General features: G+C 74.5%; 22 protein-coding genes. 12 read left to right on the top strand and 10 right to left on the bottom strand.

Annotated elements, in window-relative coordinates; translation table 11 throughout:
* Nucleotides 1–46: 46 nt before the first annotated feature.
* The 6 genes from rsgA to ACIPXM_RS32080 all read right to left on the bottom strand — a co-directional run bounded on the left by rsgA (nt 47) and on the right by ACIPXM_RS32080 (nt 7,263).
* Entirely contained in the window at nt 47–1,156 is a 1,110-nt protein-coding gene (rsgA, locus tag ACIPXM_RS32105) for a ribosome small subunit-dependent GTPase A (RefSeq protein WP_401662809.1), read from the bottom strand.
* Nucleotides 1,153–1,866: a 2OG-Fe(II) oxygenase gene (locus tag ACIPXM_RS32100; protein WP_401662807.1), complete on the bottom strand. Its 714-nt coding sequence runs from the start codon at nt 1,864–1,866 to the stop codon at nt 1,153–1,155. Before ACIPXM_RS32100 ends, rsgA begins: the two co-directional genes overlap by 4 nt.
* Nucleotides 1,863–3,176 carry an MFS transporter gene (locus tag ACIPXM_RS32095; RefSeq protein ID WP_401662805.1) on the bottom strand — a complete coding sequence of 438 codons (1,314 nt, stop codon included), beginning with the start codon at nt 3,174–3,176 and terminating at the stop codon, nt 1,863–1,865. Before ACIPXM_RS32095 ends, ACIPXM_RS32100 begins: the two co-directional genes overlap by 4 nt.
* A gap of 8 nt (nt 3,177–3,184) precedes the next feature.
* Nucleotides 3,185–4,402 carry a JmjC domain-containing protein gene (locus ACIPXM_RS32090; RefSeq protein ID WP_401662803.1) on the bottom strand — a complete coding sequence of 406 codons (1,218 nt, stop codon included), beginning with the start codon at nt 4,400–4,402 and terminating at the stop codon, nt 3,185–3,187.
* Nucleotides 4,399–5,847 (bottom strand): hypothetical protein, encoded by a 1,449-nt coding sequence (locus tag ACIPXM_RS32085; protein ID WP_401662801.1) that lies wholly within the window; start codon nt 5,845–5,847, stop codon nt 4,399–4,401. The genes ACIPXM_RS32090 and ACIPXM_RS32085 overlap by 4 nt, the downstream gene beginning before the upstream one ends.
* A gap of 396 nt (nt 5,848–6,243) precedes the next feature.
* A complete protein-coding gene (locus ACIPXM_RS32080) occupies nt 6,244–7,263 on the bottom strand; it encodes a hypothetical protein (RefSeq protein WP_401662799.1) in 1,020 nt (339 codons plus the stop codon).
* A gap of 110 nt (nt 7,264–7,373) precedes the next feature.
* Here ACIPXM_RS32080 and ACIPXM_RS32075 point away from each other — a divergent pair, with 110 nt between their 5' ends.
* The 5 genes from ACIPXM_RS32075 (at nt 7,374) to ACIPXM_RS32055 (ending at nt 11,272) form a co-directional block, all read left to right on the top strand.
* On the top strand, nt 7,374–7,649 hold the full coding sequence (locus ACIPXM_RS32075) for a hypothetical protein (protein WP_401662797.1): 276 nt from the start codon (nt 7,374–7,376) through the stop codon (nt 7,647–7,649).
* 258 nt (nt 7,650–7,907) lie between these two features.
* Entirely contained in the window at nt 7,908–8,504 is a 597-nt protein-coding gene (locus ACIPXM_RS32070; RefSeq protein WP_401662795.1) for a carboxymuconolactone decarboxylase family protein, read from the top strand.
* A 126-nt stretch (nt 8,505–8,630) separates the two neighbouring features.
* Nucleotides 8,631–9,641: an oxidoreductase gene (locus ACIPXM_RS32065; RefSeq protein ID WP_401662793.1), complete on the top strand. Its 1,011-nt coding sequence runs from the start codon at nt 8,631–8,633 to the stop codon at nt 9,639–9,641.
* On the top strand, nt 9,638–9,970 hold the full coding sequence (locus tag ACIPXM_RS32060) for a hypothetical protein (RefSeq protein WP_401662791.1): 333 nt from the start codon (nt 9,638–9,640) through the stop codon (nt 9,968–9,970). The genes ACIPXM_RS32065 and ACIPXM_RS32060 overlap by 4 nt, the downstream gene beginning before the upstream one ends.
* Nucleotides 9,971–10,225: 255 nt before the next feature.
* Complete coding sequence (locus ACIPXM_RS32055) at nt 10,226–11,272, top strand: hypothetical protein (RefSeq protein WP_401662789.1); 1,047 nt, start codon at nt 10,226–10,228, stop codon at nt 11,270–11,272.
* Between the two features lie 110 nt (nt 11,273–11,382).
* On the opposite strand, the gene ACIPXM_RS32050 is transcribed toward ACIPXM_RS32055, so the two are convergent.
* The 4 genes from ACIPXM_RS32050 to ACIPXM_RS32035 all read right to left on the bottom strand — a co-directional run bounded on the left by ACIPXM_RS32050 (nt 11,383) and on the right by ACIPXM_RS32035 (nt 14,521).
* Nucleotides 11,383–11,766, bottom strand: a complete 384-nt coding sequence (locus ACIPXM_RS32050; protein WP_401662787.1) for a hypothetical protein — start codon at nt 11,764–11,766, stop codon at nt 11,383–11,385.
* Between the two features lie 61 nt (nt 11,767–11,827).
* Entirely contained in the window at nt 11,828–13,051 is a 1,224-nt protein-coding gene (gene metK, locus ACIPXM_RS32045) for a methionine adenosyltransferase (RefSeq protein ID WP_401662785.1), read from the bottom strand.
* 1 nt (nt 13,052) lies between these two features.
* Nucleotides 13,053–14,315, bottom strand: coding sequence for an MFS transporter (locus tag ACIPXM_RS32040; RefSeq protein WP_401662783.1), 1,263 nt, complete (start codon nt 14,313–14,315; stop codon nt 13,053–13,055).
* Nucleotides 14,312–14,521: a 4-oxalocrotonate tautomerase family protein gene (locus ACIPXM_RS32035; protein ID WP_401662781.1), complete on the bottom strand. Its 210-nt coding sequence runs from the start codon at nt 14,519–14,521 to the stop codon at nt 14,312–14,314. Before ACIPXM_RS32035 ends, ACIPXM_RS32040 begins: the two co-directional genes overlap by 4 nt.
* Nucleotides 14,522–14,923: 402 nt before the next feature.
* Between ACIPXM_RS32035 and ACIPXM_RS32030 the strand changes: the two genes are divergently transcribed.
* The 7 genes from ACIPXM_RS32030 to ACIPXM_RS32000 all read left to right on the top strand — a co-directional run bounded on the left by ACIPXM_RS32030 (nt 14,924) and on the right by ACIPXM_RS32000 (nt 23,216).
* A complete protein-coding gene (locus tag ACIPXM_RS32030; RefSeq protein WP_401662779.1) occupies nt 14,924–15,784 on the top strand; it encodes a TauD/TfdA dioxygenase family protein in 861 nt (286 codons plus the stop codon).
* A complete protein-coding gene (locus ACIPXM_RS32025; protein WP_401662777.1) occupies nt 15,781–16,599 on the top strand; it encodes an HpcH/HpaI aldolase/citrate lyase family protein in 819 nt (272 codons plus the stop codon). The genes ACIPXM_RS32030 and ACIPXM_RS32025 overlap by 4 nt, the downstream gene beginning before the upstream one ends.
* 106 nt (nt 16,600–16,705) lie before the next feature.
* Nucleotides 16,706–17,602, top strand: a complete 897-nt coding sequence (locus ACIPXM_RS32020) for a PLP-dependent cysteine synthase family protein (RefSeq protein ID WP_401662846.1) — start codon at nt 16,706–16,708, stop codon at nt 17,600–17,602.
* Nucleotides 17,603–17,633: 31 nt separating this feature from the next.
* A complete protein-coding gene (asnB, locus tag ACIPXM_RS32015) occupies nt 17,634–19,475 on the top strand; it encodes an asparagine synthase (glutamine-hydrolyzing) (RefSeq protein ID WP_401662775.1) in 1,842 nt (613 codons plus the stop codon).
* Nucleotides 19,472–20,542, top strand: coding sequence for a PrpF domain-containing protein (locus tag ACIPXM_RS32010; RefSeq protein WP_401662772.1), 1,071 nt, complete (start codon nt 19,472–19,474; stop codon nt 20,540–20,542). The genes asnB and ACIPXM_RS32010 overlap by 4 nt, the downstream gene beginning before the upstream one ends.
* Nucleotides 20,539–21,663, top strand: a complete 1,125-nt coding sequence (locus ACIPXM_RS32005) for an acyl-CoA dehydrogenase family protein (RefSeq protein ID WP_401662770.1) — start codon at nt 20,539–20,541, stop codon at nt 21,661–21,663. Before ACIPXM_RS32010 ends, ACIPXM_RS32005 begins: the two co-directional genes overlap by 4 nt.
* Complete coding sequence (locus ACIPXM_RS32000; protein ID WP_401662768.1) at nt 21,651–23,216, top strand: dihydroorotase family protein; 1,566 nt, start codon at nt 21,651–21,653, stop codon at nt 23,214–23,216. Before ACIPXM_RS32005 ends, ACIPXM_RS32000 begins: the two co-directional genes overlap by 13 nt.

Here is a 23,216-nt window from a genome sequence, read left to right as displayed (position 1 = left end):
TGAGTTGACTGTGTTGAGTTGATCGGTCCGTCAGTTGACCGGTCCGTCAGCGGCGGTTGCGGCGGGCCTGCTTGCTGACGGCCTTCCACTGGCGGCGGGTGTCGGCCATCTCGGCCGGGTCCTCGCGCCTGCGGCGGTAGGCGATCTCGCCCTGGAGCTTGCGCCAGGTCGTCAGCCGCGCCGGGGGCAGCGCGCCCGTGCGGGCCGCCTCCTCGACCGCGCAGCCGAGGTCGCCGTCGTGGCCGCAGTCGGTGTAACGGCAGTACGGCGCGAGCGCGGCGATGTCCGTGAACACGTCGTCCACCGCCTCGCGGCCCGCCGCCACCTCCAGCGAGCGGATGCCGGGGATGTCGAGCAGCACCCCGCCCGAGGCCAGCAGGTGCAGGCGGCGGGTGGTCGTGGTGTGCCGGCCGCCGGAACGGCCGACGCTCGCGACCGCCTCGCTGGTGCCCTCAAGGGCGTTCAGGAGGGACGTCTTGCCCGCGCCCGACGGGCCGAGCATCACCGCGGTCGTACCGGGCCCCAGGTGCGCGCGGAGCGCGTCGAGGCCCGCGCCGGTCCGCACGCTGACCGGCAGCACCGGGACGCCGGGGCTGAGCAGCGCCGCGCTCGCCGCGTCCTCGGTGCCGCCGTCGTCGGTGGTGTCGCTCTTGGACAGGACGAGGACGGGCTGCGCGCCGCTGTCCCAGGCCATCACGGAGAGCCGTTCGACCATGGGGGCGTTGAGGCCGCCGGCGAGGGGCACCACGATCAGGACCGTGTCGATGTTCGCGGCCAGGACCTGGCGGCCCTGGCCCGCCGAGCCCGCGCGGGTGAGGACCGCGCGGCGGCCCGCGACCGTGACGACCCGGCCGTCGGGGCCCAGTTCCACCCAGTCGCCCGCGACCGGCGTGACCGGCAGGGCGGGGGCGACGTCCGCCGTGTGGGCGGCCAGGGTGCCGTCGGACGCCACCGCCAGCACCTCGCACCGGGCGCCGTGGTGGACCACGACCCGGGCCAGGGCGGTGCCGGGCGCCGGGTGCGGGTCGCCCTCGGCCCAGCCCAGGTGGGTGAGGGTCCGAGGGGCCGACGCGGTCAGGGGGGCGAGCCCTGCCGGGGAGGAGGACGGGGCCGGGTGGGCGGTGCCGGGGCGGGGGGAGGTGAGCGTGTCGGTCACGGGGTGTCCTCGGTGATGAAGCCGGTCCAGGTGCGGCGCAGGCGGTCGCCCGCCGTCGCGTCGACCCGCTGGACGGCGTGCATGGTGTGGGCGCGGAAGACGACGAGACGGTTCGGGCGGGGCAGGATCAGGGCCGGGTGGGTGGCCGAGTCGACCAGGGCGGCGCCGTCGGCGGCGTCGGCGCGGGACTCCTCGTCGATGACGGCCAGGCCGCCGCCCCAGTCGCTGTCCCAGGCCCGGTGGGTGAAGTACACGTACGCGCCGATGCGTCCGGCGCCCGCGTCGTTGTGCCAGCTGAGCCGCGAACCGGCCGGGTAGCCCCACGCGCTGAGCGTCAGCGAGAGCCGGTCGGCGCGGTCCGGTGCCCCGAGCAGCCCCAGGTGCGCGGTGATCTGCTCCTTCACCGCGCGCTGCCAGCGCGGGGTGTCGTGGGCGTTCACGTCGGCGGCGCTCGCGTCGTCGGCGTCCGCGTCGTCGGCGTTCCCGGTGAGCCGCTGCCGGTCCTCGCCGCCCCGGTAGGCGAAGCCGTCGTACACCGGGTCGATCGTGCTCAGGACCGGCTTGAGGCGGATCCCGGCGAACGCCTCGGCGGTGGCCTCGAAGTCGGCGGCGGGCAGCAGGTCGTCGATGACGACGTACCGCTCGCCCACGGTGTGCACGCGCGCCTCGGGGTTCGTGGCCGGTGCGGCGAGAAGACTGGAGAGGTTCATGCGGCGGTTTTCCTTCCGGATCCGGCCAGCCGGGCGGCGGGCACGCACAGCACGACGAGCGCCACGCTGATGCCGAGGAAGACGGTGTCGTAGTGGTCGGCGAACAGCCCGCCGAGGAGCATGCCGACGGGGACACCCGCGGCGTTGACGAAGTTGTCGACCGAGCCGAGGCGGGAGATGTACCGCTCGGGGATCTCGCTCTGGTACGCCGTGTCCCAGACGATCCCGCACGCGGCGGTGGTCAGCGCGCACAGCGCGAACGTGGCGCCGACCACGGCGGTCGGCAGCTGGTCGCGCAGCGTCAGCGCGACGAACTGCAGCACCGCGCCCAGGGTCACGACGACCGAGGCCGCCTTCCACGGGTGCTGCCTGCTGGTCGACATGACCGCGAGGGAGCCGAGCAGCGAACCGACCGCGAGGCAGGTGGCGAGGACCGACCAGGCGCCGGTGCCGCCGAGCGACTCGACGGCGATGACCGGGCCCGCGACGGCCGTCAGGCCGATGCCCAGCGAGACGACGAACCACAGGGCCATGCCGAAGGAGAACCACGGGTAGCGGGCCATGACGGCGAAGCTCGCGCGGAAGCGGGTGTCGGTGGTGTCGGTGCTGTCGGTGCTGTCCGTGGGGTTGGTGGCGTCCGTGGGGTTGGTGGGGGCGGTGACGGGGGTCGGCTCGGTGGCCGCGGTGGCCGTCGTGCGGCGGGCCGGGGTGTGCAGCCGGGCCAGCCGGAGCAGGCACACCAGGTTCACCGTGAACGACACCACGTCCAGCCACAGGATCCACGAGAACCCGACCGTCCCCATCAGCACGCCCGCCAGCACCGGGCCCAGCAGGAAACTGACGTCCGCGACCAGCGACAGCAGCCCGTTCGCCCGCTGCAGCCGGTCCTCCGGGACCAGTTCGGGGGTCAGGCCGATCTGCGCCGGGTTGTACAGCGCGGTGCCCGCCCCGTACAGCGCCGCCGACAGGCACAGGTGCCAGCTCTGCAGTTGCAGCGGGCTGATCACCACGACCGCCAGCGCGCCCTGCGCGGCGAGCCGCAGCACGTCGGCGCCGATCATCACCCGGACCCGGTCGTAGCGGTCGGCGAGCCTGCCGCCGGTCGCGACGAGCAGGAAGCGGGCCGCCCACAGGGACAGCAGCACCCAGGTGAGCCCGGCCGCCGAGTGGGAGATCTGGTAGGCCGCCAGCGCGAACGCGACGGGCACCGGCGCGTCGCCGAGCTTGGAGACGACATGGCCCGTGAAGAACGTCGCGAAGCGGGGCTCGCGGAGCGTCGCGGCCTGGTCCTTGAGGGTGGCGGTGGGCACGGTACGGGTCATCCTTCGCAGATCAGGAAGTCGTGACGGGCGCCGAACGCGAGCAGCGCGCGCAGCTCGGACACGGACAGGTCGCTCTCGGCGGCGAGCCGGTCGAAGGTGAGGGCGCCGCCACGGGCGAGGAGCGCGACGGTGCGCTCCAGGCGGCGGTCGAGGCGGATGCGCCGGCCCATGGTGGTGACGGTCAGGTGCTCGTCGCCCGTGGTCAGGTACGGGGGGAAGCGGCTGGCCCAGCGGATCCGGGTCCCGGCGCCGATCTCGCCGGTCAGCGCGCTGCGGAAGGAGGCGCCCGCGCGGCGGTCGGGGCGGAGGGCGAGGCGGCCCGCGAGGTAGTCGGGGGAGGGCGGGGAGGGCTGGGAGTGGGCGGCGGTGGTCGGGGCCTGGGCCGGGGTGGCGGTGGCCAGCAGGGCCTGGGCGGTGGCCAGTTCCTCCCGTACGTCCGCGAACGGCTCGAATCCGACCGTCAGATGGACCGTGAGCTCCCCCGTCCCCGACACCCGGTGCGCGGTGTCGCGCGGCACCGACAGGCACATGCCCGGGGTGAGGACGCGGTCCAGGCTGCCCGGTGCGAGGTCGCGGGCGCGGGCGCCGACCCGGTTGTCGACCTCCCAGTGCTTGGTGCCGAGGAGCTGCAGGATGAGCGCGTCGTGGTCGTCGCTGTGGACGTCGAACGCCGAGTTCGCGCCCGCCGTGATGTAGCAGTTGACCCAGGCGCGGGCCCGCAGCTGGTACTCGAACGCCTCGCAGAGCAGCATGATCCGCTCGTCGAGGGCTTCGAGGTGGCTGATCACGAGGGTCGCGCCGCGCTCGACGGCGCTGTGCAGGTAGCCGGGGACGAGGGCGGTGTGCAGGATCTCGCCGTCGCCGACCCGGGAGCGCATCCAGCGGCTGCGGTCGACCTGGCGGCCCGATTCGACGAGGCGGAAGTTGGTGGCGAGCGCGCCCGGGCGGGCGAGCGCCGACCACACTCCGGCGAGCAGGGCCTCGCGGGCGGTGCGGGTGGCGTCCTCGGACGGCTCGTGGAGCCGGACGCCGCCGGCTGGTGGGAGCTCGTCGCTGCCGGCGGGGCCCGCGAGGCCGTCGAGGAGGGCTTGGGCGTGGGCGAAGGCGTCGAACGAGGCGGATGCCGCGGGCGCGGTGGCGGGCGCGGTGGCGGGCGCGGGCGGCGCGGGGGCGGGGGCCGCCGCGCGGGCGGCGGGCGCGGTCATCGTGGTCATCGCGCGATCACCGCCCCCGCGGTGTGCAGGTCGCGGGCGATCCGGTCGCGCTCGGGCGCGGGGAGCACCGGCGGGAGCGCGGCGGCGAGTTCGGCGAGCGTGAACGGTGTGTCGGCGGTGGTCGCCTCGGTCAGCCGGTCGAACGCGGCGGCGTCGGCGCCGGGGACCGTGAGGGTACGGCCCCGGGCCACGAGGACGGTGCCCTCGCCGGTGCCGTCCGGGTGGGGCACGGCGGCGAGCACGCCAGGCCGGGCCCAGCGCAGCGGGGCGTCCGGCGCGGGGGCGGTACGCGGCAGGGCGGCGCGGTGCGGTCGGCTGAGGTGGCCGGTGGTGCGCAGGCGCAGCTGGGCCAGGGTCAGTTCGTGGGCGACGCGGGCGAGGAGGGCCGGGCCGGGGGTGCCGGGAGAGCCGGGGGGCGCGGTGGGTGCCGGTTCCGGTGCGAGCGCTGTCGCGGTCGGGGCGGCCGCCGGGGAACCCGTGGTTCCGGGAGCCGGAGCCAAGGAGCCGGCCGCGGCGGGAGCCGGAGCCAAGGAGCCGGCCGCGGCGGGAGCCGGAGCCAAGGAGCCGGCCGCGGCGGGAGCCGGCGTCGGCGAGGCGGGCGGCGTGGGCCGCGGCTGGGTCAGGAGGGATTCCGCCGCCGTCAGGAGCGCTCGGGCCGGGGGGTAGGGCGGGAGGGGAGGCAGCGGCGGGGTCGCGCGCCAGAGGGCCTCGGTGATCAGGGAGCGCGTCTTCGCGGGGTACAGGGTGAGGCCGAGGAACGCCGACGGGCCCAGGTTGCGGAAGACGTGGTACGTGTCCTGCGGGATGCACAGGAAGTCGCCGGGGTGCAGGAGGTAGCGCTCGGCGGTGCCGAGGTGTTCCTCGATGTCGAAGGTGATCCGGCCGAACGACGGGTTCGGGGTGATGCCCGAGGCGTCGAACGGCTGGTCGTGCCAGACGAACACCTCCTTCGGGCTCGGCCCGAGGTGGAAGATGAGCGATGGCTCGGAGTCCTTGTGGATGCCGAACGGGGTCCAGCCGGAGTGCGCGACGAACGTGTACACGTCGGTGCCGGAGAGCAGCTCGTGGACGTCCTCCGCGACGAGTTCGCCGACGATCCGGGCGACCTCGGCGGCCAGCTCCAGGTTCCAGGCGGAGACGTCGTTGACGGCCAGGCACTCCTCGTCGCTCTCGGCCGTGCGGGCCAGCCAGTCGACCGCGCGCTCGTCGTCGGCCAGCGGCGTGGCCACGAAGCGCTGGGTGAGCCGGTAGTCGAACGCGCCGGGGCGGAAGGCCCGCAGGCGCAGTTCGCCCGGGGCGTGCCGGGTGGCCGTGCGCAGGCTGTCGTCGATCAGCCGGGCGAGGTGTCCGGGGTCCGTGATCAGGCCGGGGAGGAAGACGGTGCGGGTGAGGTCCGGGGCGTGGGCCGCCGCGAACGCCTTCCAGCTCTTCGTGTCGATGCTCATCCAACTCACCACTCGTTCGGGGAAAACGGCCGACGCGGCCGGTGCCCTCGCTCGGGACTACCGGCCGCGTTACGGTGCGGGCCTCAGTGGCCGACGTCCTGGCGCGGACCGAACTCGGCCTCGAAGTCGAAGTTGTCGTCCTCGAGGATCTCCATGACCAGGTTCTTGTCGTTCTCCATGAGAAACATTTCCTTTCCGTTTGATTTCTTGGGTTATCAGGGTGCCGTTCCCTCAGCAGTCGGGTGCGGCGGGAGGGGGTAATTCAGTTGGAATCGAGCGGGCCCGTCCGGCAGGGATTCGGTTTGCTTTCCGGTCCGTTCTGGAAATTACTCTGACACGCTTTCAAGAGTGCTGTCAGCACTTTTCGGTGGCACAGAACTGCCTGGCATCGTTGTGTCACACGAGCCCGCTGCGGGCGGCTTCGAGACCGAGCTGGAAACGGCTGTGGGCACCGAACTGCTCGGAGAGCCGCGAGACCAGCCGGCGTTCGCTCCGCAGCGAGATGCCGAGGCGGCGGGCCGCCGCCTCGTCGGTGAGGCCGTCCGCGAGGTGGCGCAGCAGGGCCCGTTCCTGCGGGGTGCAGCCGGACGTGCCGGGCGGGGACGTGCCCGGCAGCGGTTCGGCCGCGTCCCACAGGTGCTGGAACAGCGCCCGCAGGCCCGCGAGGGCGCCCGGTTCGCGCAGCAGCACGACGCCGTCGCCCGGTGCCGCCGGGGCCGTCGGCAGGGCGGCGGCCGAGCCGTCCGCGAGGCTCAGCCGCAGCGGCAGGACCGGCAGGACCCGGATCTCCGCGCCCGCGTCGGCCGCCTCCCGCAGGTCGTCCGCGTGGTCCGTGACGAGGACCCGGACCCGTACGCCACGGCGCACCGTCTCGCGCAGCAGGGCCGGTTCGAGCCGCCACGGGTCCTCGGTGGCAGGGATCTCAGGCCCGGTGTCGGTCCCGGTGTCCGGTGCGGCGGCGACGACGGGGGCGGGGGCCAGGGCGAGGAACTCGTCCGTGGCGCGGGCGGCGAGGTCGGCCTGCGTCCTGCGGACCGCCTCGGCGCCCGCGAAGCGCTCCGTCCCGCCGTCCGACAGCGGATCCCGGTCCAGCGCGGTGTAGTCCGTGAGCAGGTCGGCGACCGCCGCCCGGGTCGCGTCGATCTCCAGCTGGGTGCGGGCCAGTTCCGCCTGCCTGCGTTCCAGCAGCGCGCCGAGGCCCGCCCGGGGCGGCACCAGGAGCCCCTGGCCCGGGGTGTCGTCCGCCGTCGCCGATCGCAGCAGCGCGAGGTCGGCGAGGGTGTCCAGGGCCCGGGTGACGCCCTGCCGGTCGGTGTCCAGTGCGGCGGCCAGCCGGGCCACGCCCCAGGACGGGTGCGCCAGCATCAGCCGGTAGACGGCCTCCGTGCCCGGATCCAGTCCGAGAACCTCCAGCATCAGCAACCCCCCTGCGTCGTGTGCGGGCGCCGGGCACGTGCGTGCCACGGCATGTTCGTGGCCGGTGCCGGCCCTGGGACCGGGCCGGGTCGGTGGGGCACACTCGGTGCGTGCACCTCGTCGAGTTCGCGTTCACCAAGCCGCCGGAGGCGGCCGAGCCGTCCCACGACGCCCTGCTGGCCGCCCTGTGGGCGGCGTGCGGGCCCGACGACGGCGTGGAGCACGTCCGGGTGCACACCAGCCGGGCCGGTGCCCGGGGCGCGGCGTTCCTGCTGGCCCCGAACGGCGCGCACGCCGTGCGGCGGTGCCGCGCGGTGTGCCAGCGGGCCCTGGCGGGTTCGCCGGTGCTGCACGGCTGGCGGCTGGTGCGGCCCGCCGAGGTGTGACGCCGCAGGGCGTACCGGCACGGCGCCGTACGACATGGCCGTACCGGTACGGCCATGTGCCGAAGTCTCCGCGTTCCGCGAGGTGTTCCTTGCCACGCGTTCATTCTTGGACTAGCGGCCGACCGTACGCTTCTCCCTGTGTGCGGAGCTGCGGCGGGGGCGGGCAGGTGAGTACAGCACGCCAGGAGTTGGCCGCCCGCGCCGTGGCTCCCGACGATGAGACGTTCCGTACTCCACAGAGATGACGAGGACCCACCGGTGCCCCACATCGAGATCACCAACGACCTTCCCGGCATCAGCGGCCTGATGGCCCAGCGCCCCGACACGGGCGCGGTGCTGTCCTCGGTCGCCGAGACGCTGCTGCGCAGCGGCGCCTCCCCGCTCTCCCGTGGCGAGCGCGAGCTGATCGCGGCGTACGTGTCGCACCTGAACCGCACCGACTTCTGCGCCGACTCGCACAGCGCGTTCGCCGCCGCGCAGCTCGACGGCGGCGCGGAGCTGGTCGCGTCGGTGCGCGCCGACGTCGCCACCGCGCCGGTCTCCCCGCTGCTCAAGACCCTGCTCGCGGTCGCGGCCGAGGTGCAGGCGAAGGCCGCGCCGGTCTCCGACGAGGCCGTCGCGGCGGCGCGGGCGGCGGGCGCGACCGACACCCATCTGCACGACACGGTGCTGATAGCCGCCGCGTTCTCGATGTTCAACCGGTACGTGAACGGGCTCGCCACCGACGTTCCGGCGGACCCGGCCTACTACGCCTTCGCCGCCGAGCGGATCGTCGAGCACGGGTACGGGTCGGCGAGCGCCGACGCGGGCGCGGACGCGGGTGCGGGTGAGGTCGTAGGCGCGGGCGCGCGCTGACGCTGACGCGGGCGACTGATCGGCGGCCCGTCGGCCGCCGGTCAGTCCCCGTTCCTTCTGCTCCTTCTGCTCCTTCTGCTTCTTCCGTTCGTTCCGTTCGTTCCGTCGGCCGTCCGAGGAGGCGCCATGAGCTGGACCACCGCACACGTTCCCGACCAGAACGGCAGGACCGCGCTGGTCACCGGTGCCTCCGCGGGCATCGGCTTCGAGACCGCCCGGGTGCTCGCCGCCCACGGCGCGCACGTCGTCCTGGCCTGCCGCGACGTCGAACGCGGCCGCGCCGCCGCCGCGCGCATCGACGGCAGCACCGAGGTCGTCCCGCTGGACCTGGCGTCGCTCGCCTCCGTCCGGCGCGCCGCGGACCTCGTCCGCGAACGTCACCGGCGGCTCGATCTGCTGATCGCCAACGCCGGGGTGATGTTCCCCGCGTACCGGCGCACCGAGGACGGTTTCGAGGCCCACCTGGGCGTCAACCACCTCGGGCACTTCGCCCTCACCGGGCTGCTCCTGGACCTGATGACCTCGGTCCCCGGCTCCCGTGTCGTGACCGTCGCGAGCCTCGCGCACCGGGTGGGCTTCGGCCGCCTGGACGAGGCGGCGGCCCGCTCCTCGACCGGGCGGCGGTCCATCACCGCGTACGGGCGGTCGAAGCTGGCGAACCTGCTGTTCGCGCGGGAGTTGCAGCACCGGCTCGCCGTCGCCGGGGCCGCCACCGCCTCGGTCGCCGCGCATCCCGGGCTCTCGCCGACCGCCTTGTGGCACGGCGAGGCGCCCGCCCTGGCCCGGCCGTTGGCCGCCGCCGGGATGCGGTGGCTGGCGCAGCCGGTCGAGGCGGCGGCGCTGCCGTCGCTGCGGGCCGCCGTCGATCCGGCCGTGCACGGGGGCGCGTACCTCGGGCCCTCGGAACGGTTCGGGGGCCGGGGCGCGCCCGAGCTCGCCCGGTCGAGCCGGGCGGCGCGGAGCGGGCCGGGGCGGGCGCGGTTGTGGGCGCTGTCGGAGGAACTGACCGGGGTGCGGTACGTGTGCGCGCCCGCGGTCGCCGAAGGGCCCGTACCCGGGCATGGGCAGGGACACGGGCAGGGACACGGGCAGGCGCCGGTCGGCGCGGTGTGCCCGGTGACGGGCGCGCGGGCATGAGTACGGTGCGGGGCACCGGGCGCGACCCTGGGGTCGCGGAGAGCATCGCGGCCGAGGTCGGCGCCGAGGTCGGCGCGGCGCCGGGCGAGGGTGTCGCGGCCGGGGTGGGCGCGGGCATCGAACGGCCGGAGCGGTTCCGGCCGGTGGCCGCCTGGGCCTGGATGTGGCGCAGCTTCGACTTCGACATGGAGCTGCCGGACGTGACGGGTGCGGCCTGGCGGGCGGAGCCCGCGGCGGCGCCCGGGTCCGGGGCGGCCGACGAGGCCGTGTCGCCCCGGGAGGCGGAGGCCGCCGGGTACGCGCGGTACACCGCGCACGGTCCCTGGTAGCCGTCCCGTACGCACGCCGCGCACGGCTCTGGCGGCGGAGCCCCGGCTCGTACCTCGTGGGCGGCGGCGGACGCAGGGGCGGACTCGGGGGTTCCGCGAGGGGAAAGCGCAATCTCACCGGAGCGACTTGCCCAAGTCGCGCGCGGGCTTCTTCTGGTGTGCTGTTCGTTCCGCCGGGGCGGTCCGGTGGGGTGGGGCGGGCCTAGCGTGGCGCCGCGACATCACCCCACCCCCCTTCTGGAAAGGCGAACCGCCATGGCGCAGACCGCGCAGCGGCCCGCTCCGGTCCGCTCCCGGCCGCAGGAGCGGCCGGACGTGGATTCCGGCTCCTCCCCCACTCGCGACTCCTCCGGCTCTCGCTCGCTCTCTCCGTCGTTCTCCCCTTCCTTCTTCTTCAACGGCCATGTGCCGCGCCGCCGTGCGCTGGTCGTCGCGGTCGCCGCGCTGTTCGGCTTCGCGCTCACCGTGGTCTGGTCGGCCCAGTTCGTCGACAAGACCATCGGCGACACCATCGCGGACACCCTGCTCGGCCACCCGGCCAAGGGCACCCCGATCGCGGGCGCCCTCGCCGGGATCGTGTTCGCGCTGGTCACCGGTATCGCGGGCACGTTCACGGCGTGCAACGTGGCCGTGTTCAGCGCGCTCGCCCCGCTGACCGGGGCGCAGGCCACCTCCCGCCGGGGCCGGATGGCCGCCGCGCTGCGGCCGCTCAGCCGGCTCGCGCTCGGCGCGGTCGTGGTGTCGGCGGTGTACGGCATGGTGGTGGGCGTGCTCGGGACGGGCATGCCGCAGTTCGACGAGAGCCAGGGCGCCGGGTTCTCCGGGCGGCTGATCCAGGCGATGGTGGTCTACGGGCTGCTGGGCCTGGTCATGACCTATCTCGGGCTCGCCGCGCTCGGTGTGGTGCGCGACCCGCTGGCCGGGCTGACCCGGGTGCTGCCGGACGCGCCGATGCTGTTCATGGGCGGGCTGATCGGCGCCTTCCTGATCGGGCGGCCGTTCCCGCTGTTCCGGCAGCTGTTCCGGGACGCCGCCGAGAGCCACAACTCGCTGTACGCGGGTCTGGAGTTCGCGCTGCAGAGCCTCGGCAACATCGTCGTGATGGGCCTGATGTTCCTGCTGGTCACCGGCTTCTTCGGGGACCGGCTGCACCGGTGGCTGACCCGGCGGCCGAGCCGCGCGTCGGCGCTGATGGCGGCGGCGTTCATCGCGGCCGGGATCTTCCTCGTCCTCTACTGGGACGTGCGGATGCTGGCCCGGCGCGACCTGATCTGGTACCCGCTGGCGCCCTGGGCCGCCTGAGCCCTCGTCGTACGCGAAGGGGCCCGGCCGGATTCCTCCGGCCGGGCCCCTTCGCGGTGGCGGTTCGCGGTCGCGAGGTCGGTTCGTGGTCGCGGTGTCGGTGCGCGGGGTCAGGCGGCGAGCGCGCCGGTGTCCGACGCGATGGCGCCGACCAGTTCGCCCGCCGCGTCGACGATGTCGAGCGAGGTGAGCTCGGGGTCGTCGAGGACCGGCACGAGGTCGGCGAGCAGCTGGGCGAAGCGGCCGTCGTTCTCGTACGTCATCGCCAGGTCGCCCTCCCACAGGGCGGCGCGGATGCGGCGGGCGGTGAGCATGCCGTCGCCCGCCGTGGAGGCGAGGAGCAGTTCGGCGACCCGGCTCTCCAGCGGGGTCGGCGCCCAGGTGCCGGTGCGGTGGTCGGAGATGAGCTCCTCGACGCGGCCGCGGGCGCGGTCGGTCGCCGCGGGCTCCAGGAAGAGAGGGTTGCTGAGGTGGGCGGGAACGGGGGCGGCCATGGTGGTCCTCTCGTCGGTCGGGTGGAGGGCAGGTGGGGCGAGTGGGCGGGGCGGGGCCGCGTCAGGCCAGGCCGGCGGCGGTGCGCAGGGCCGCGGCGCGGTCGGTGCGCTCCCAGGTGAAGTCGGGCAGCTCGCGGCCGAAGTGGCCGTAGGCGGCGGTCTGGGCGTACAGCGGGCGCTTCAGGTCGAGGTCGCGGACGATCGCGGCCGGGCGGAGGTCGAAGACCTCGGTGATGGCCTGCTCGATGAGGTGCAGCGGGATCTCCTCGGTGCCGAAGGTCTCGACGAAGAGGCCCACCGGCTCGGCCTTGCCGATGGCGTAGGCGACCTGGACCTCGCAGCGCGAGGCGAGGCCCGCGGCGACGACGTTCTTCGCGACCCAGCGCATCGCGTACGCGGCCGAACGGTCCACCTTGGAGGGGTCCTTGCCGGAGAACGCGCCGCCGCCGTGCCGGGCCATGCCGCCGTACGTGTCGATGATGATCTTCCGGCCGGTGAGGCCCGCGTCGCCCATCGGGCCGCCGATCTCGAACCGCCCGGTCGGGTTGACCAGCAGCCGGTAGCCGTCGGTGTCGAGGGTGATGCCGTCCTCGACGAGCTGCTTCAGGACGTGCTCGACCACGTGCTGCTGGATGTCCGGGGTGAGGAGCGTGTCGAGGTCGATGTCCGAGGCGTGCTGCGAGGAGACCACGACGGTGTCCAGGCGGACCGCGCGCTCGCCGTCGTACTCGATGGTGACCTGGGTCTTCCCGTCCGGGCGCAGGTAGGGCACGGTGCCGTTCTTGCGGACCTCGGTCAGGCGCCGGGACAGCCGGTGGGCCAGTTCGATGGGGAGCGGCATCAGGTTCGGGGTCTCGTCCGACGCGTAGCCGAACATCAGGCCCTGGTCGCCCGCGCCCTGCGCGTCGAGCGCGTCCTCGGTGCCTTCCACCCGGGACTCGTACGCCGTGTCCACGCCCTGCGCGATGTCCGGCGACTGCGCGCCGATCGACACCGAGACACCGCACGAGGCGCCGTCGAAGCCCTTCGCCGACGAGTCGTAGCCGATGTCCAGGATCGCCTCGCGGACCAGCTGCGCGATCGGCACGTACGCGGTGGTGGTGACCTCGCCCGCGATGTGCACCTGACCGGTGGTGATCAGGGTCTCCACGGCCACCCGGGCGTGCGGGTCCTGCGCGAGCAGGGCGTCCAGGATCGTGTCGCTGATCCGGTCGGCGATCTTGTCGGGGTGCCCCTCGGTGACGGACTCCGAGGTGAACAGTCGTCTGGTCGCGGTACGCGTCATGTCAGGCAGCCTTCACAAGGTTCTTCTCGGCCTCGCGGGTGGTGCGCACCCCGAGGAGGGACCGGTACAGGAGCAGCGCGGCGACTCCCGCGGTGGCGTAGAGCAGGCTCATGCCGACCGCGGGGACGAACGCGCCCAGGGTGACGCAGAGCGCGGCGACCAGCAGGCCGACGCGCGCGTTGAGGGCGTAGGCGGCCATGTACTTGGTGCGGGCCTCGGGGTCGATCAGGTCGGCGAGCAGCGCCTGGCGGACCGGGACGCTGGCGATCTCGCCGACGGTGAGCAGCACGGCGGCGGCGATCAGCACCCAGCCGGAGTTGCTGACGGCCCAGACCATGTAGCCGACGATGAAGACGACGATGCCGCCGTACAGCCGGGTGCGTTCGCCGACCCGTCCGAGCAGGGTCTTGGCGGCGAGGATGAGGGCGGCGACCAGGGCGGCGTTGACCGCGCGCAGGACGCCGAGGATCGCCGTGCCGTCGACGTCGAGGCCCCAGGAGCCGAGCGTGAGCAGGGTCTGGCGGGGGAACTCGTCGGCGAGCCGGACGGCGATGTAGTAGCCGATCTGCATCTCGACGGCCGCGATCAGCGCGGCGGCGGCGAGCTGGCGCAGGAAGACCCGGTCGCGGGCGACGGCGAGGTAGCCGCGGACCATGGCGGCCGGGCCCGAGCCGCCGGGGGCGCCGGTGGTCGGCGCGGTCTCGCTGATCCACCGCCACATCACGGCCGTGGTCAGCAGGCAGAGCACGGCGGCGCCGGTCAGCAGCTGGAGGAAGTGCCCGTCGTACAGGAAGCCGCCGATCAGCGCGCCGACGGTGAAGGCCAGGTTGATCGACCAGTAGTTGATCGTGTAGACCAGCGGCCGGTTCTCCGGGGTGGAGACGTCCACCATCATCGCGTCGGCCGCCGGGGTGGCCAGCTGTGAGCAGCAGGTGTTCAGCAGGAACAGGGCGAAGGTCGCCGGGCCCGAGGTCCACCAGGGCGAGTTGGCGAGGGCGAGCAGCGCGAAGGTGAGGGTGGCGCCGAGTTCGCCGGCCACCATGACGGGGCGGCGGCCGTGCACGTCGGCGAGGTGGCCGCCGAGGAAGTTGGCCGCGATGCCCGCGGCCGCCACGGACACCGTGAGGAGGCCCGCGACGGCGGCGCCGTACAGGCTCGCGAGGTGGATGACGAGCAGCGGCATCAGCATGACCGAGAGCAGCCGCTGGACGAAGCCGACGCCGAGCCGCAGCCGGATGTTGGGGTGCAGGGAGCTCAGGTTCATCGCAGGCTCCGCGGCGGCCTGACGATCTCGTCGGCGAGCCGGCCGCCCTTGCCCCAGTGGTCGGGGTCCACGTCCCTGACGATGACGGTGACGGCGTCGTCGGCGCAGCCGGAGACCCGGGTCACGACGTCGGTGATGCCCGCCACGAGTTCTCTGCGGCTGTCTCGGTCATTGCCCTGCCACCAGTTGACGGTGATCACCGGCATGTCAGCGGTCCTTTTCTGCAGAAGACGTGCGAGGAATCGCGGAAGACGTCGCGGAAGACTTTCCCGGGCGCGGGCACAGGCGCGGCGGCTCGAGAATCTCCCGCCGTCGGCGGGTCGGCAAGCAGCACCGCGTACAGGGGCACGACTTGAACAAGTCGCGGTTTTTCCCGGCCCCTTTTCCCCTGGTCGCAAACATCGAGTTGGTGAAGTCGCGACGCAATTCCGGGACTTCTTGCCGTCGATTTCCGGCCCGTGGTGTGATCAGCGCCGTCCTGCCCGGCCGGTCCCGTCCGACCGCCGCCGGGTGTTCTCCCGTGACGGGCGGCCGGTCGCGCCCGATGCCCGCGCGGCCCCGCCCGTCACGGGAGCGCTGGGCTCCCTACCCGCTCGGAAGGAATGCCGGTGTCCCTCTTCGACATACGCAGGATCGGCGGCAGGATCGGCGCGGAGGTGATCGGGGTCGATCTCTCCACGGAGCTCTCGGACGCCGACTTCCGGCAGATCCACGACGCGTTCCTGCGGTACAAGGTGCTGTTCTTCCGGGACCAGGACATCACCGACGCGGACCAGCTCGCCTTCGCCGCGAGGTTCGGCCCGCTCACCGACCCGCACCCGATGATGCGGACGGTCGACGGCACGCCCCAGGTCATCCCGGTCGACGGAGAGGATCAGCGTGCCGACCACTGGCACACCGACATCAGCTTCACCACCGCCCCGTCGCTGGGCACGAGTCTGCGGAGCATGGTGCTGCCCCCGTACGGCGGGGACACGATGGTCGCGAACGCGGCCGCGGGGTACCAGGACCTGCCGGCGGAGCTCCGGGAGATAGCGGACCGGCTGTGGGCGGTGCACACCAACCACGCGGAGCAGCCGCGGCTCGGCACCGAGCGCGGCGAGAAGGTCAGGGAGGCGTTCCTGTCCCGGCGCTTCGAGGCCGCGCACCCGGTGGTGCGGGTGCACCCGGAGTCCGGTGAACCGAGCCTGTTCCTCGGCGGGTTCGCGCAGTGGCTGGTCGGCATGACCCCGCGCGAGTCGCGGCCGATCATCGATGTGCTGCAGTCGTACGTGCGGCGCCCGGAGAACACCGCGCGGTGGACCTGGCGCCCCGGCGACGTGCTGATCTTCGACAACCGCAGCACCCAGCACTACGCGGTCAACGACTACGACCGGCACACGCGGGTGCTGCACCGGGTGTCGATCGACGGTGACGTGCCGGTCGGCCTGGACGGCAAGCGCAGCTACGCCCTGCGGGAGGGCGAGTGAGCACCCCGGCCCCGACCCCTGCCGAAGCCGTGGCCGCCCCCGCCCCCGAGGAGTTCGCCGCCCGGCTGCGCGGCCGGCAGCCGCTGGTCGGCTACTGGATCGCCCTGGACAACCCGGCCGGGACCGAGCGGATCGCCGGTCTCGGCTACGACTACATCGGCGTGGACGGGCAGCACGGCGTGCTGCACCAGCCCGGCTGGCAGAGCGCGATGCTGGCGGTCGACGCCCGCGGCCGGTCCGCCGGGGTGATCCGGGTGCCGTCGCCGGACCCGGTCGCCATCGGCATCGCCCTGGACACCGGGGCGCGCGGCGTGATCGTGCCCATGGTGGAGAGCGCCGAGCAGACCAGGACCGTGGTGCGGGCCTGCCGGCACCATCCGGCGGGCACCCGCAGCCTGGGTGGGCCGGTGCGGGCCGAGGTGCGGCTCGGTTCGGTGCCCGCCGAGATCGACGAGCGGGTCGCCTGCATCGTGATGATCGAGACGGCGGCCGCGCTGGACGACCTGGAGGCGATCTGCGCCACCGAGGGCCTGGACGCGGTGTACGTCGGTCCGGCCGATCTGTCGGCCGCGCTCGGCGCCCGCTTCTTCGGCGACCCGGCCGCCACCGAGGCCCTGGAAGCGGCCCTGGTACGGATCAAGGACGCGGCCCTGCGCAACGGCATCGCCTGCGGCATCCATGTCCTGGACGGCGAGAACGCCGCGAAGCGGCTCGCCGAGGGCTTCACCTTCGCCACCGTCTCCAGCGACATCACCCACCTTCAGCAGGCCGCCGCCGCCCATCTGGCCGCGGCGCGCGGCCTCGGCGCGGTCTGAGCCCCGGAACGGGAGAGGGACGACCGTGACGACCCTGACGACGACAACGCTCGGCGCACCGGCGGAGGCGACGGCGACCACGGCGACGACGGTGACGGCCGGGTCGATGGACGACCTGATCGGCCGGACGCCGCTGCTGCACGTGCCGTTGCCCGGCCTCGGCGCCTCGGTGCGGCTGCTGGCCAAGCTGGAGGCGGCCAACCCGCTGTCCAGCGTGAAGGACCGGCCCGCGCTGTTCATGATGCGGGCGGCCGAGGAGGCGGGCCTGCTGCCGCCGACCGGCGGCACCGTCATCGAGTGCTCGTCGGGCAGCACCGGCATCTCGCTGGCCGCGCTGTGCGCCCGGCGCGGCCACCGCTGCGTCATCGTGATGCCCGACAACGCCACCGAGGAACGCCGGCTGATCCTGCGGGAGCTGGGCGCCGAGGTGCACCTCGTACCGGCCGGGGACGGCCTGATGGCCGCCTGGGCGTACGCCGAGGAGCTCCAGCGGACCGTGCCCGGCTCGTGGGTGCCGCACCAGGACCGCAATCCGGCCAACCCGGCGGCGCACTACGCGACCACCGGGCCGGAGATCTGGCAGGCCCTCGGCGACGACATCGACGTGCTGGTGTGCGGGGTCGGCACCGGCGGCACGCTGACCGGCACCGCCCGCTATCTGAAGGAGCGCACCGCGCTGCACGTGGTGGCCGTCGAACCGGCCCGCAGCGCCGTCATGTCCGGCGGCGAGGCCGGGCCGCACGGCATCCCCGGCATCGGCGCCGGTTACGTCTCCGACATCACCGACCTGTCGCTGGTGGACGAGGTCGTCGCGGTCTCCGACGAGGCCGCCGCCACCACCACCCGCGAGATCAACCGCGTCACGGGCGTGCCCGTCGGCATCTCCTCCGGAGCCGCCGCCTGGGCCGCCCGCACCGTCACCGCCCGGTCCCGCTGGGCGGGCGCGACGGTCGTCACCGTCTTCCCCGACAGCGGGGAGCGCTATCTGTCGACGGCCCGCTGATCCGTCGTCTCCTCACGAAAGACAGGCAGACATGTGCCGGATCTTCGGTCACTTCAACGCGGCGGCCACGCCGCACGAGATGCGTGCCGTCGCCGCCCTCCAGCGGCACGGGGGCCCGGACGCCACCGGGACCGCGCGGGCGCCCGGCTGGGGGCTCGGGAACAACCGGCTCGCCGTCGTCGACCTGGACGGCGGCGAGCAGCCGTACGGTCTGAGCGGTCAGGTCCGGGTGGTGTTCAACGGCGAGATCTACAACCACGAGGAACTGCGCGCCCGGCTGGTGGCGCTCGGCCACGACATCCCCGACCGCTGTGACGGCTCGGTGCTGCCCGCGCTGTACCTGGAGTACGGCGAGGCGTTCACCGACCACCTCGACGGCATGTACGCGGTGGCCCTGGTCGACGAGCGCGGCCCGGTGCCGCGGCTGCTGCTGGCCACCGACCACATCGGGATGAAGCCGCTGTACCTGCGCTGGGACGCGGCGGAGCGTTCGCTGCGCTTCTCCTCCGAACTGCCCGCGCTGCTCGGCTTCGGCGGCACCGGCGCCCGGGTGCGGGAGTCCGCGCTCGACGCGTACCTGGCGACCAGGACGCCGTTCGGCACCCGGACCGTGTACGAGGACGTCGAGGTCATGGAGCCCGGCACCACCTGGGTGTGCGAGCTGGGCGGCACGCCCCGGGTGCGGCGGCGGGCCGCCGACCTGATCGAGGGCGGGCTGCCGGACGGCTTCACCGCCGCCCGCCGGGTGCGGCACACGCTGCGCGCCGAGGTGGGGCGGCTGCTGGTGGCGGACGTGCCGGTGGCCCTGATCACCTCGGGCGGTCTGGACTCCAGCCTGGTGACGGCGCTCGCGGCCGAACGCGGCCCGGTCGACACCTTCAACATCGCCTACCGGGGGGCCTGGCCGTTCGACGAACGGCACTTCGCCCGGGAGGTCGCCGAGCGCGCCGGGGCGACCCACCACCAGGTGGAGATCGACCCCGCCGACTTCCCCGCGCTCCTCGAGGACACGGTGTGGCACCTGGGCCAGCCGAACGCGGACCCGATCGCGCTGAGCACGTACGCGCTGTTCCGGGCCGTCCGCGAGGCCGGGTTCACGGTGGCGCTGACCGGTGACGCCGCCGACGAGGTGTTCGGCGGCTACGAGCGGATGCGGGTGGCGGCCGAGCGGGCCGCCGCCGGCGCGGACTGGTCGGCGGGCTATCTGGACGCGCTGTCCGCCGCGCCCGCCGCGCTGCGCGACCGCCTCTACACCGCCGACTACCGGGCCCATGTGGCGGCCGATCCCGCGCTGCCCGGGCCGGTCCTGGACGGGCTGCTGCACGGCCCCGGCACGGTCCTCGACCGGATCACCCGGTTCGAGCTGGAGCAGCGGCTGCCCGCGTACCACCTGCGCCGGGTCGACCACCTGAGCATGGCGTCGTCGGTGGAGGCGCGGGTGCCGTTCTGCCAGCGGTCGGTGGTGGCGCTCGGCCGGGCCCTGACGGACCACCAGCGGATCCAGGGCGGGCAGGTCAAGCGGACGCTGTACGCGGCGGCCGCCGGACTGCTGCCGGAGCGGGTGCTCACCCGCCCCAAGCAGCCGTTCACGCTGCCGGTGACGGCGATGCTGCGGCCGGGGACCACGCTGTGGGAGCACGCCCGGGACCTGCTGGCGCACGACCGGCTCGCGGAGCGCGGCCAGTTGGACGGCGCGGCGGTCGACGCGCTGTTCGCGGCGCAGGCCGAGCGGCCGGACGACGGAGCCGCGCTGGCCCTGTGGGCGCTGCTCGCGTACGAGGTGTGGCACGAGCAGTTCCGGCGTTCGACGGCGCTGCCCGGCCGGACGGCGGCCGGTCCCGGCGGGACGAGAACCCTGGCGGTGGCGGCGTGATCGGCCACCTGGCGTACGCGGCGGGCAGCCCCTGCCCCACGTTCGTGCTGGACGCGGCGCGGCTGCCGAGGGACGACGACGCGCTGTTCGCGCACCTCACCGAGGCCCGCCGCTATCTGGTGTCGGCGGGCGGCGCGCACGTACTGAAGATCGCCCTGGTGGAGCCGTCCGCGCACCCGATGTTCGATCTGGACTACCGGTTCGTGCAGGCGCTGCCCGGCGCGCCCGACCGGTTCGACCTGCGGGGCTCGTGCGGTCATTCGATCCTGTCGGCGGTGGTGGCGGCGGCCCGTTCGGGGATGCTGCCGCGGCTGGTGCCGGGGGCGCGGATCCGGGTCCAGGTGCTCAACAACGGCGACAGCGTGGTGTGCGAGGTCGACCGGGTGGAGCGGGACGGGGCCGCGTTCACGGTGACGTTCGTGCAGTCGGCGCCGGTGCCGTTCGGCGAGCTGCTGCCGGCCGGGGCGCCCCGTACCCCGCTGGTGGCGGGCGCCGACCGGACCGAGGTGTCGCTGGTGGCGAGCGCCAACGCGTACGCCTTCGTGGACGCCCGTGAGCTGGGGGTGCCCGATCAGGCGGCGCTGTTCGGCGCGGGCGGTGAACTCCTCGGCAGGCTTGAGGCGTTGCGCGAGGCGGCGGCCGACCGGCTGGGCTGGCCGCGCGACGGCGCCTTCCCCAAGATCGCGGCGGTGCTGCCCGCCGAGGGCGGCGGGATCGCGGCGCGGGCCGTGACGGTGCCGGGCTGGCATCCGTCGATCGCGCTGACCGGGGTGGTGTGCCTGGGTACGGCGGTGCGCATCCCGGGCACGGTGCCGTGGCGGATCGCCCGCGAGAACGGGGCCGACACCGGGCTCCTGGAGATCGCGACGACGGGCGGCCGGACGGCCGTCACGGCGGTCACGACGGCGCCCGGCCCGGCCGGCGCTGCCGACGGCGAGGGCGCCCTGCTGTGGGCGACCGTCGCGCGCAAGAGCGTCACCTTCCAGGGGTCGTTCGTCCTGACGCCCCTGAGCCATCTGCAATTCGAGGAGGTCGCCCAATGCCTGGCGTTGTCGGGGGCGGCATGAGACCGCTGTTGACGGCCGAGCTGCGCGCCCGGTTGTCCGAATCCGCCGACAAGACCGACCCGGCGGGTGAGCCGGACCGTCAGGTGCTGGCGGAGCTGCGCGCGAGCGGTCTGCTCGGTACGGCCGTGCCGGTCCGGCACGGCGGCACGGGCGGGGACGCGGCGGCGGTCAACCGGGTCGTCGCGGAGATCGCCGCCGTCAATCCGTCGGTGGCGATCGTCGCGTTCCAGCATTTCGCCGTGAGCGCCCGGATCGCCGAGTGGGGCACCGAGGAGCAGCGGTCGCGCTGGCTGCCGCGGCTCGCGGACGGCGGGCTGCTCGCGGCCTCGGCGTGGAGCGAGACGGGCGCGGGCGCCGCGAAGCAGAACCTGTCGAGCACCGGGACGCGGCTCGCGGACGGCGGCTGGCGGCTCGACGGCGCGAAGGCGTTCGCGACCGGTGCCGGGGTGGCCGACCTGTATCTGGTGCTCGTACGGACGGCGGACGCCGAACCCGCCCCGGACGCCGAACCCGCTTCGGCCGGGTACGGGGCGGACGGGCAGACCTTCTTCCTGGTGGGGGCGGACGCCCCCGGGGTGGTCCCGGACCTCGGTCCCGGCCGCGGCCTCGCCGGGATGCGGGGCAGCGCGACCGGCCTGGTCGGGCTGCGGGGCTGTGTCGTCCCGGACACCGACCGGCTGGGTCCGGCCGGTGGCGCCGCCTCGGTGATCGCCGGGGTGCGCGAGTCGGGGGCGAGCCTCGGCGCGGTGTCGGTGGGCATCGCCCAGGGCGCGTTCGACGTGGCCGTACGGCACGCGGAGCAGCACGGGCTGCTCGCGCTGCCGACCGTGCGGCACCGGCTGGTGGACCTGGCGACCCGGGTCGAGACGGCGCGGGCCGTGGTGGACCGGGCGGGGGCGCGTACCTCGGCCGATCCTGGCCTGACGACGCTGCACAGCAAGCTGCACGCGAGCGTGGCCGCCGAGGAGGTCTGCCTCGACGTGGCGCGGATGCTCGGCTCGGCCGGGTACCGCGAGGGGGCCCGGATCGGGCGGCTGCTGGCCGACGCCCGGGGCATCGCCTTCATGGGTCCGACCAACGACCTGTGCCGGGACCTGGTGGCGGCGTCATGGACCGGCTGAGCGCGGTGCGCGGACTCGGGGTGGCCGAACTCGCGGTGCCCGATCCCGGAGTGCCTGATCTCGCGGTGCCCGAGCTCGTGGTGAGCGGGCGGCGGCTGGTGACGCCGGAGGGGGTGCGGCCGGGGCACGTGCTGGTGTCCGGCGGGCGGATCACCGCCGTGACCGACACCGACACGGCACCGGCGCACGTCGAGCGGATCGACGCGGGCGACCACTACGTGCTGCCCGGTCTGATCGACTCCCATGTGCACTTCCGCACCCCCGGTCTGACGTACAAGGAGGACTGGGAGCACGGCAGCCGGGCGGCGGTGCGCGGCGGGGTGACCACCGTGATGGACATGCCGAACACGGTGCCGCCGACGCTCGACCCGGCGGCCGTGGCCGACAAGGCCCTGCTGGTGGCGGGCCGTTCGCTGGTGGACCTGCGCTTCCACATCGGGCTCGACCCGGCCAGGCCCGAGCTGCTCGCCGACCTCGACCCGGCGGTGGCGACCAGCGCGAAGGTGTTCATGGCGGGCCATCACACGGCGCCGACCGTGGTGCGCGACCCGGTGGTCCTGGAGCGGGCGTTCGCCGCGGCCGCCGAGGGCGGGGTCCAGCTGGTCCTGCACGCCGAGGACGACGGGCTGTTCGCGCTGCTCGACGCCTGGTGGGGCGAGCCGGGCAGCTATCTGGAGTACGAGCGGCGCCGCCCGCGCTCCGGCGGCATCGTCGCCGTCGCGAAGGTCGTCGAACTGGCCCGGCGGTACGGGACCCGGGCGCACATCCTGCACCTGTCCAGCGCCGAGGAGGCCGACCTGGTGTGCGCGGCGCAGGCCGCCGGATATCCGGTGACCTTCGAGGTGACCGGCCACCATCTGTCGTTCACCGACCAGGACACCCGCAGGCTGGGGGCGCGCACCCGGCTCTCGCCGTCGATCCGCGGCGAGCGGGACCAGGAGCGGCTGTGGCGGGCGCTCGGCGCCGGGCAGGCCGCGACGCTGGGCAGCGACCACGCGCCGCACACCGTGGCGGACAAGACCCGTTCGGTCGCCGACTCGCCGCCGGGGCTGCCCGGCGTGCAGGAGTTGGCCGTCGCGGTGTGGACCGGGATGCGGCGCCGCCGGCCGGACGAGGACCCGGACGTGGCGATGGCCCGGCTCGTGCGGTATCTCGCCGAGGGGCCCGCCGAGCTGTTCCGGCTGCCCGGCAAGGGCCGGATCGCGCCGGGCGCCGACGCCGACCTGGTGCTCTTCGCGCCGGACACGCCGTGGATGTTCTCGGCGCACGACGTGGAGAGCAAGTGCGGCTGGTCGGCCTACGAGGGCTGGACGTTCACCGGCCGGGTGGAGCGCACGCTGCGGGCCGGACGGACCGTGTGGGACGCCGCTTCGGGCACCTTCGGCGCGTACGACGGGCGGCTGCTCGGGGCGGCCCCGGCGGCCGGGGACACCGGTCGCGGGACCACCGGCGGCCGCGGTACCGGCCGGTCGCCGGACGGGGGCGCGGACGACCGGTCCGCGCCCGCCTGGGACACGACACCGGCGGCGGCGTTCGCCGCGCGGGAGGGATGA

The sequence above is a fragment of the Streptomyces sp. NPDC090025 genome (assembly GCF_044748125.1).
Classification (GTDB): Bacteria; Actinomycetota; Actinomycetes; order Streptomycetales; family Streptomycetaceae; genus Streptomyces.
Note: the sequence above shows the minus strand (reverse complement) of the source record. Positions and strands in the feature narration are given on the sequence as shown.

What these genes read in the sequence shown, in the direction of transcription:
- metK (WP_401662785.1), bottom strand. Translation starts at nt 13,051, where the DNA reads ATGACGCGTACCGCGACCAGACGACTGTTCACCTCGGAGTCCGTCACC.
- ACIPXM_RS32085 (WP_401662801.1), bottom strand. Translation starts at nt 5,847, where the DNA reads ATGAGCATCGACACGAAGAGCTGGAAGGCGTTCGCGGCGGCCCACGCC.
- ACIPXM_RS32060 (WP_401662791.1), top strand. Translation starts at nt 9,638, where the DNA reads ATGAGTACGGTGCGGGGCACCGGGCGCGACCCTGGGGTCGCGGAGAGC.
- ACIPXM_RS32020 (WP_401662846.1), top strand. Translation starts at nt 16,706, where the DNA reads ATGGACGACCTGATCGGCCGGACGCCGCTGCTGCACGTGCCGTTGCCC.
- ACIPXM_RS32035 (WP_401662781.1), bottom strand. Translation starts at nt 14,521, where the DNA reads ATGCCGGTGATCACCGTCAACTGGTGGCAGGGCAATGACCGAGACAGC.
- asnB (WP_401662775.1), top strand. Translation starts at nt 17,634, where the DNA reads ATGTGCCGGATCTTCGGTCACTTCAACGCGGCGGCCACGCCGCACGAG.
- ACIPXM_RS32000 (WP_401662768.1), top strand. Translation starts at nt 21,651, where the DNA reads ATGGACCGGCTGAGCGCGGTGCGCGGACTCGGGGTGGCCGAACTCGCG.
- ACIPXM_RS32080 (WP_401662799.1), bottom strand. Translation starts at nt 7,263, where the DNA reads ATGCTGGAGGTTCTCGGACTGGATCCGGGCACGGAGGCCGTCTACCGG.
- ACIPXM_RS32005 (WP_401662770.1), top strand. Translation starts at nt 20,539, where the DNA reads ATGAGACCGCTGTTGACGGCCGAGCTGCGCGCCCGGTTGTCCGAATCC.
- ACIPXM_RS32055 (WP_401662789.1), top strand. Translation starts at nt 10,226, where the DNA reads ATGGCGCAGACCGCGCAGCGGCCCGCTCCGGTCCGCTCCCGGCCGCAG.
- ACIPXM_RS32050 (WP_401662787.1), bottom strand. Translation starts at nt 11,766, where the DNA reads ATGGCCGCCCCCGTTCCCGCCCACCTCAGCAACCCTCTCTTCCTGGAG.
- ACIPXM_RS32090 (WP_401662803.1), bottom strand. Translation starts at nt 4,402, where the DNA reads ATGACCACGATGACCGCGCCCGCCGCCCGCGCGGCGGCCCCCGCCCCC.
- ACIPXM_RS32100 (WP_401662807.1), bottom strand. Translation starts at nt 1,866, where the DNA reads ATGAACCTCTCCAGTCTTCTCGCCGCACCGGCCACGAACCCCGAGGCG.
- ACIPXM_RS32040 (WP_401662783.1), bottom strand. Translation starts at nt 14,315, where the DNA reads ATGAACCTGAGCTCCCTGCACCCCAACATCCGGCTGCGGCTCGGCGTC.
- ACIPXM_RS32065 (WP_401662793.1), top strand. Translation starts at nt 8,631, where the DNA reads ATGAGCTGGACCACCGCACACGTTCCCGACCAGAACGGCAGGACCGCG.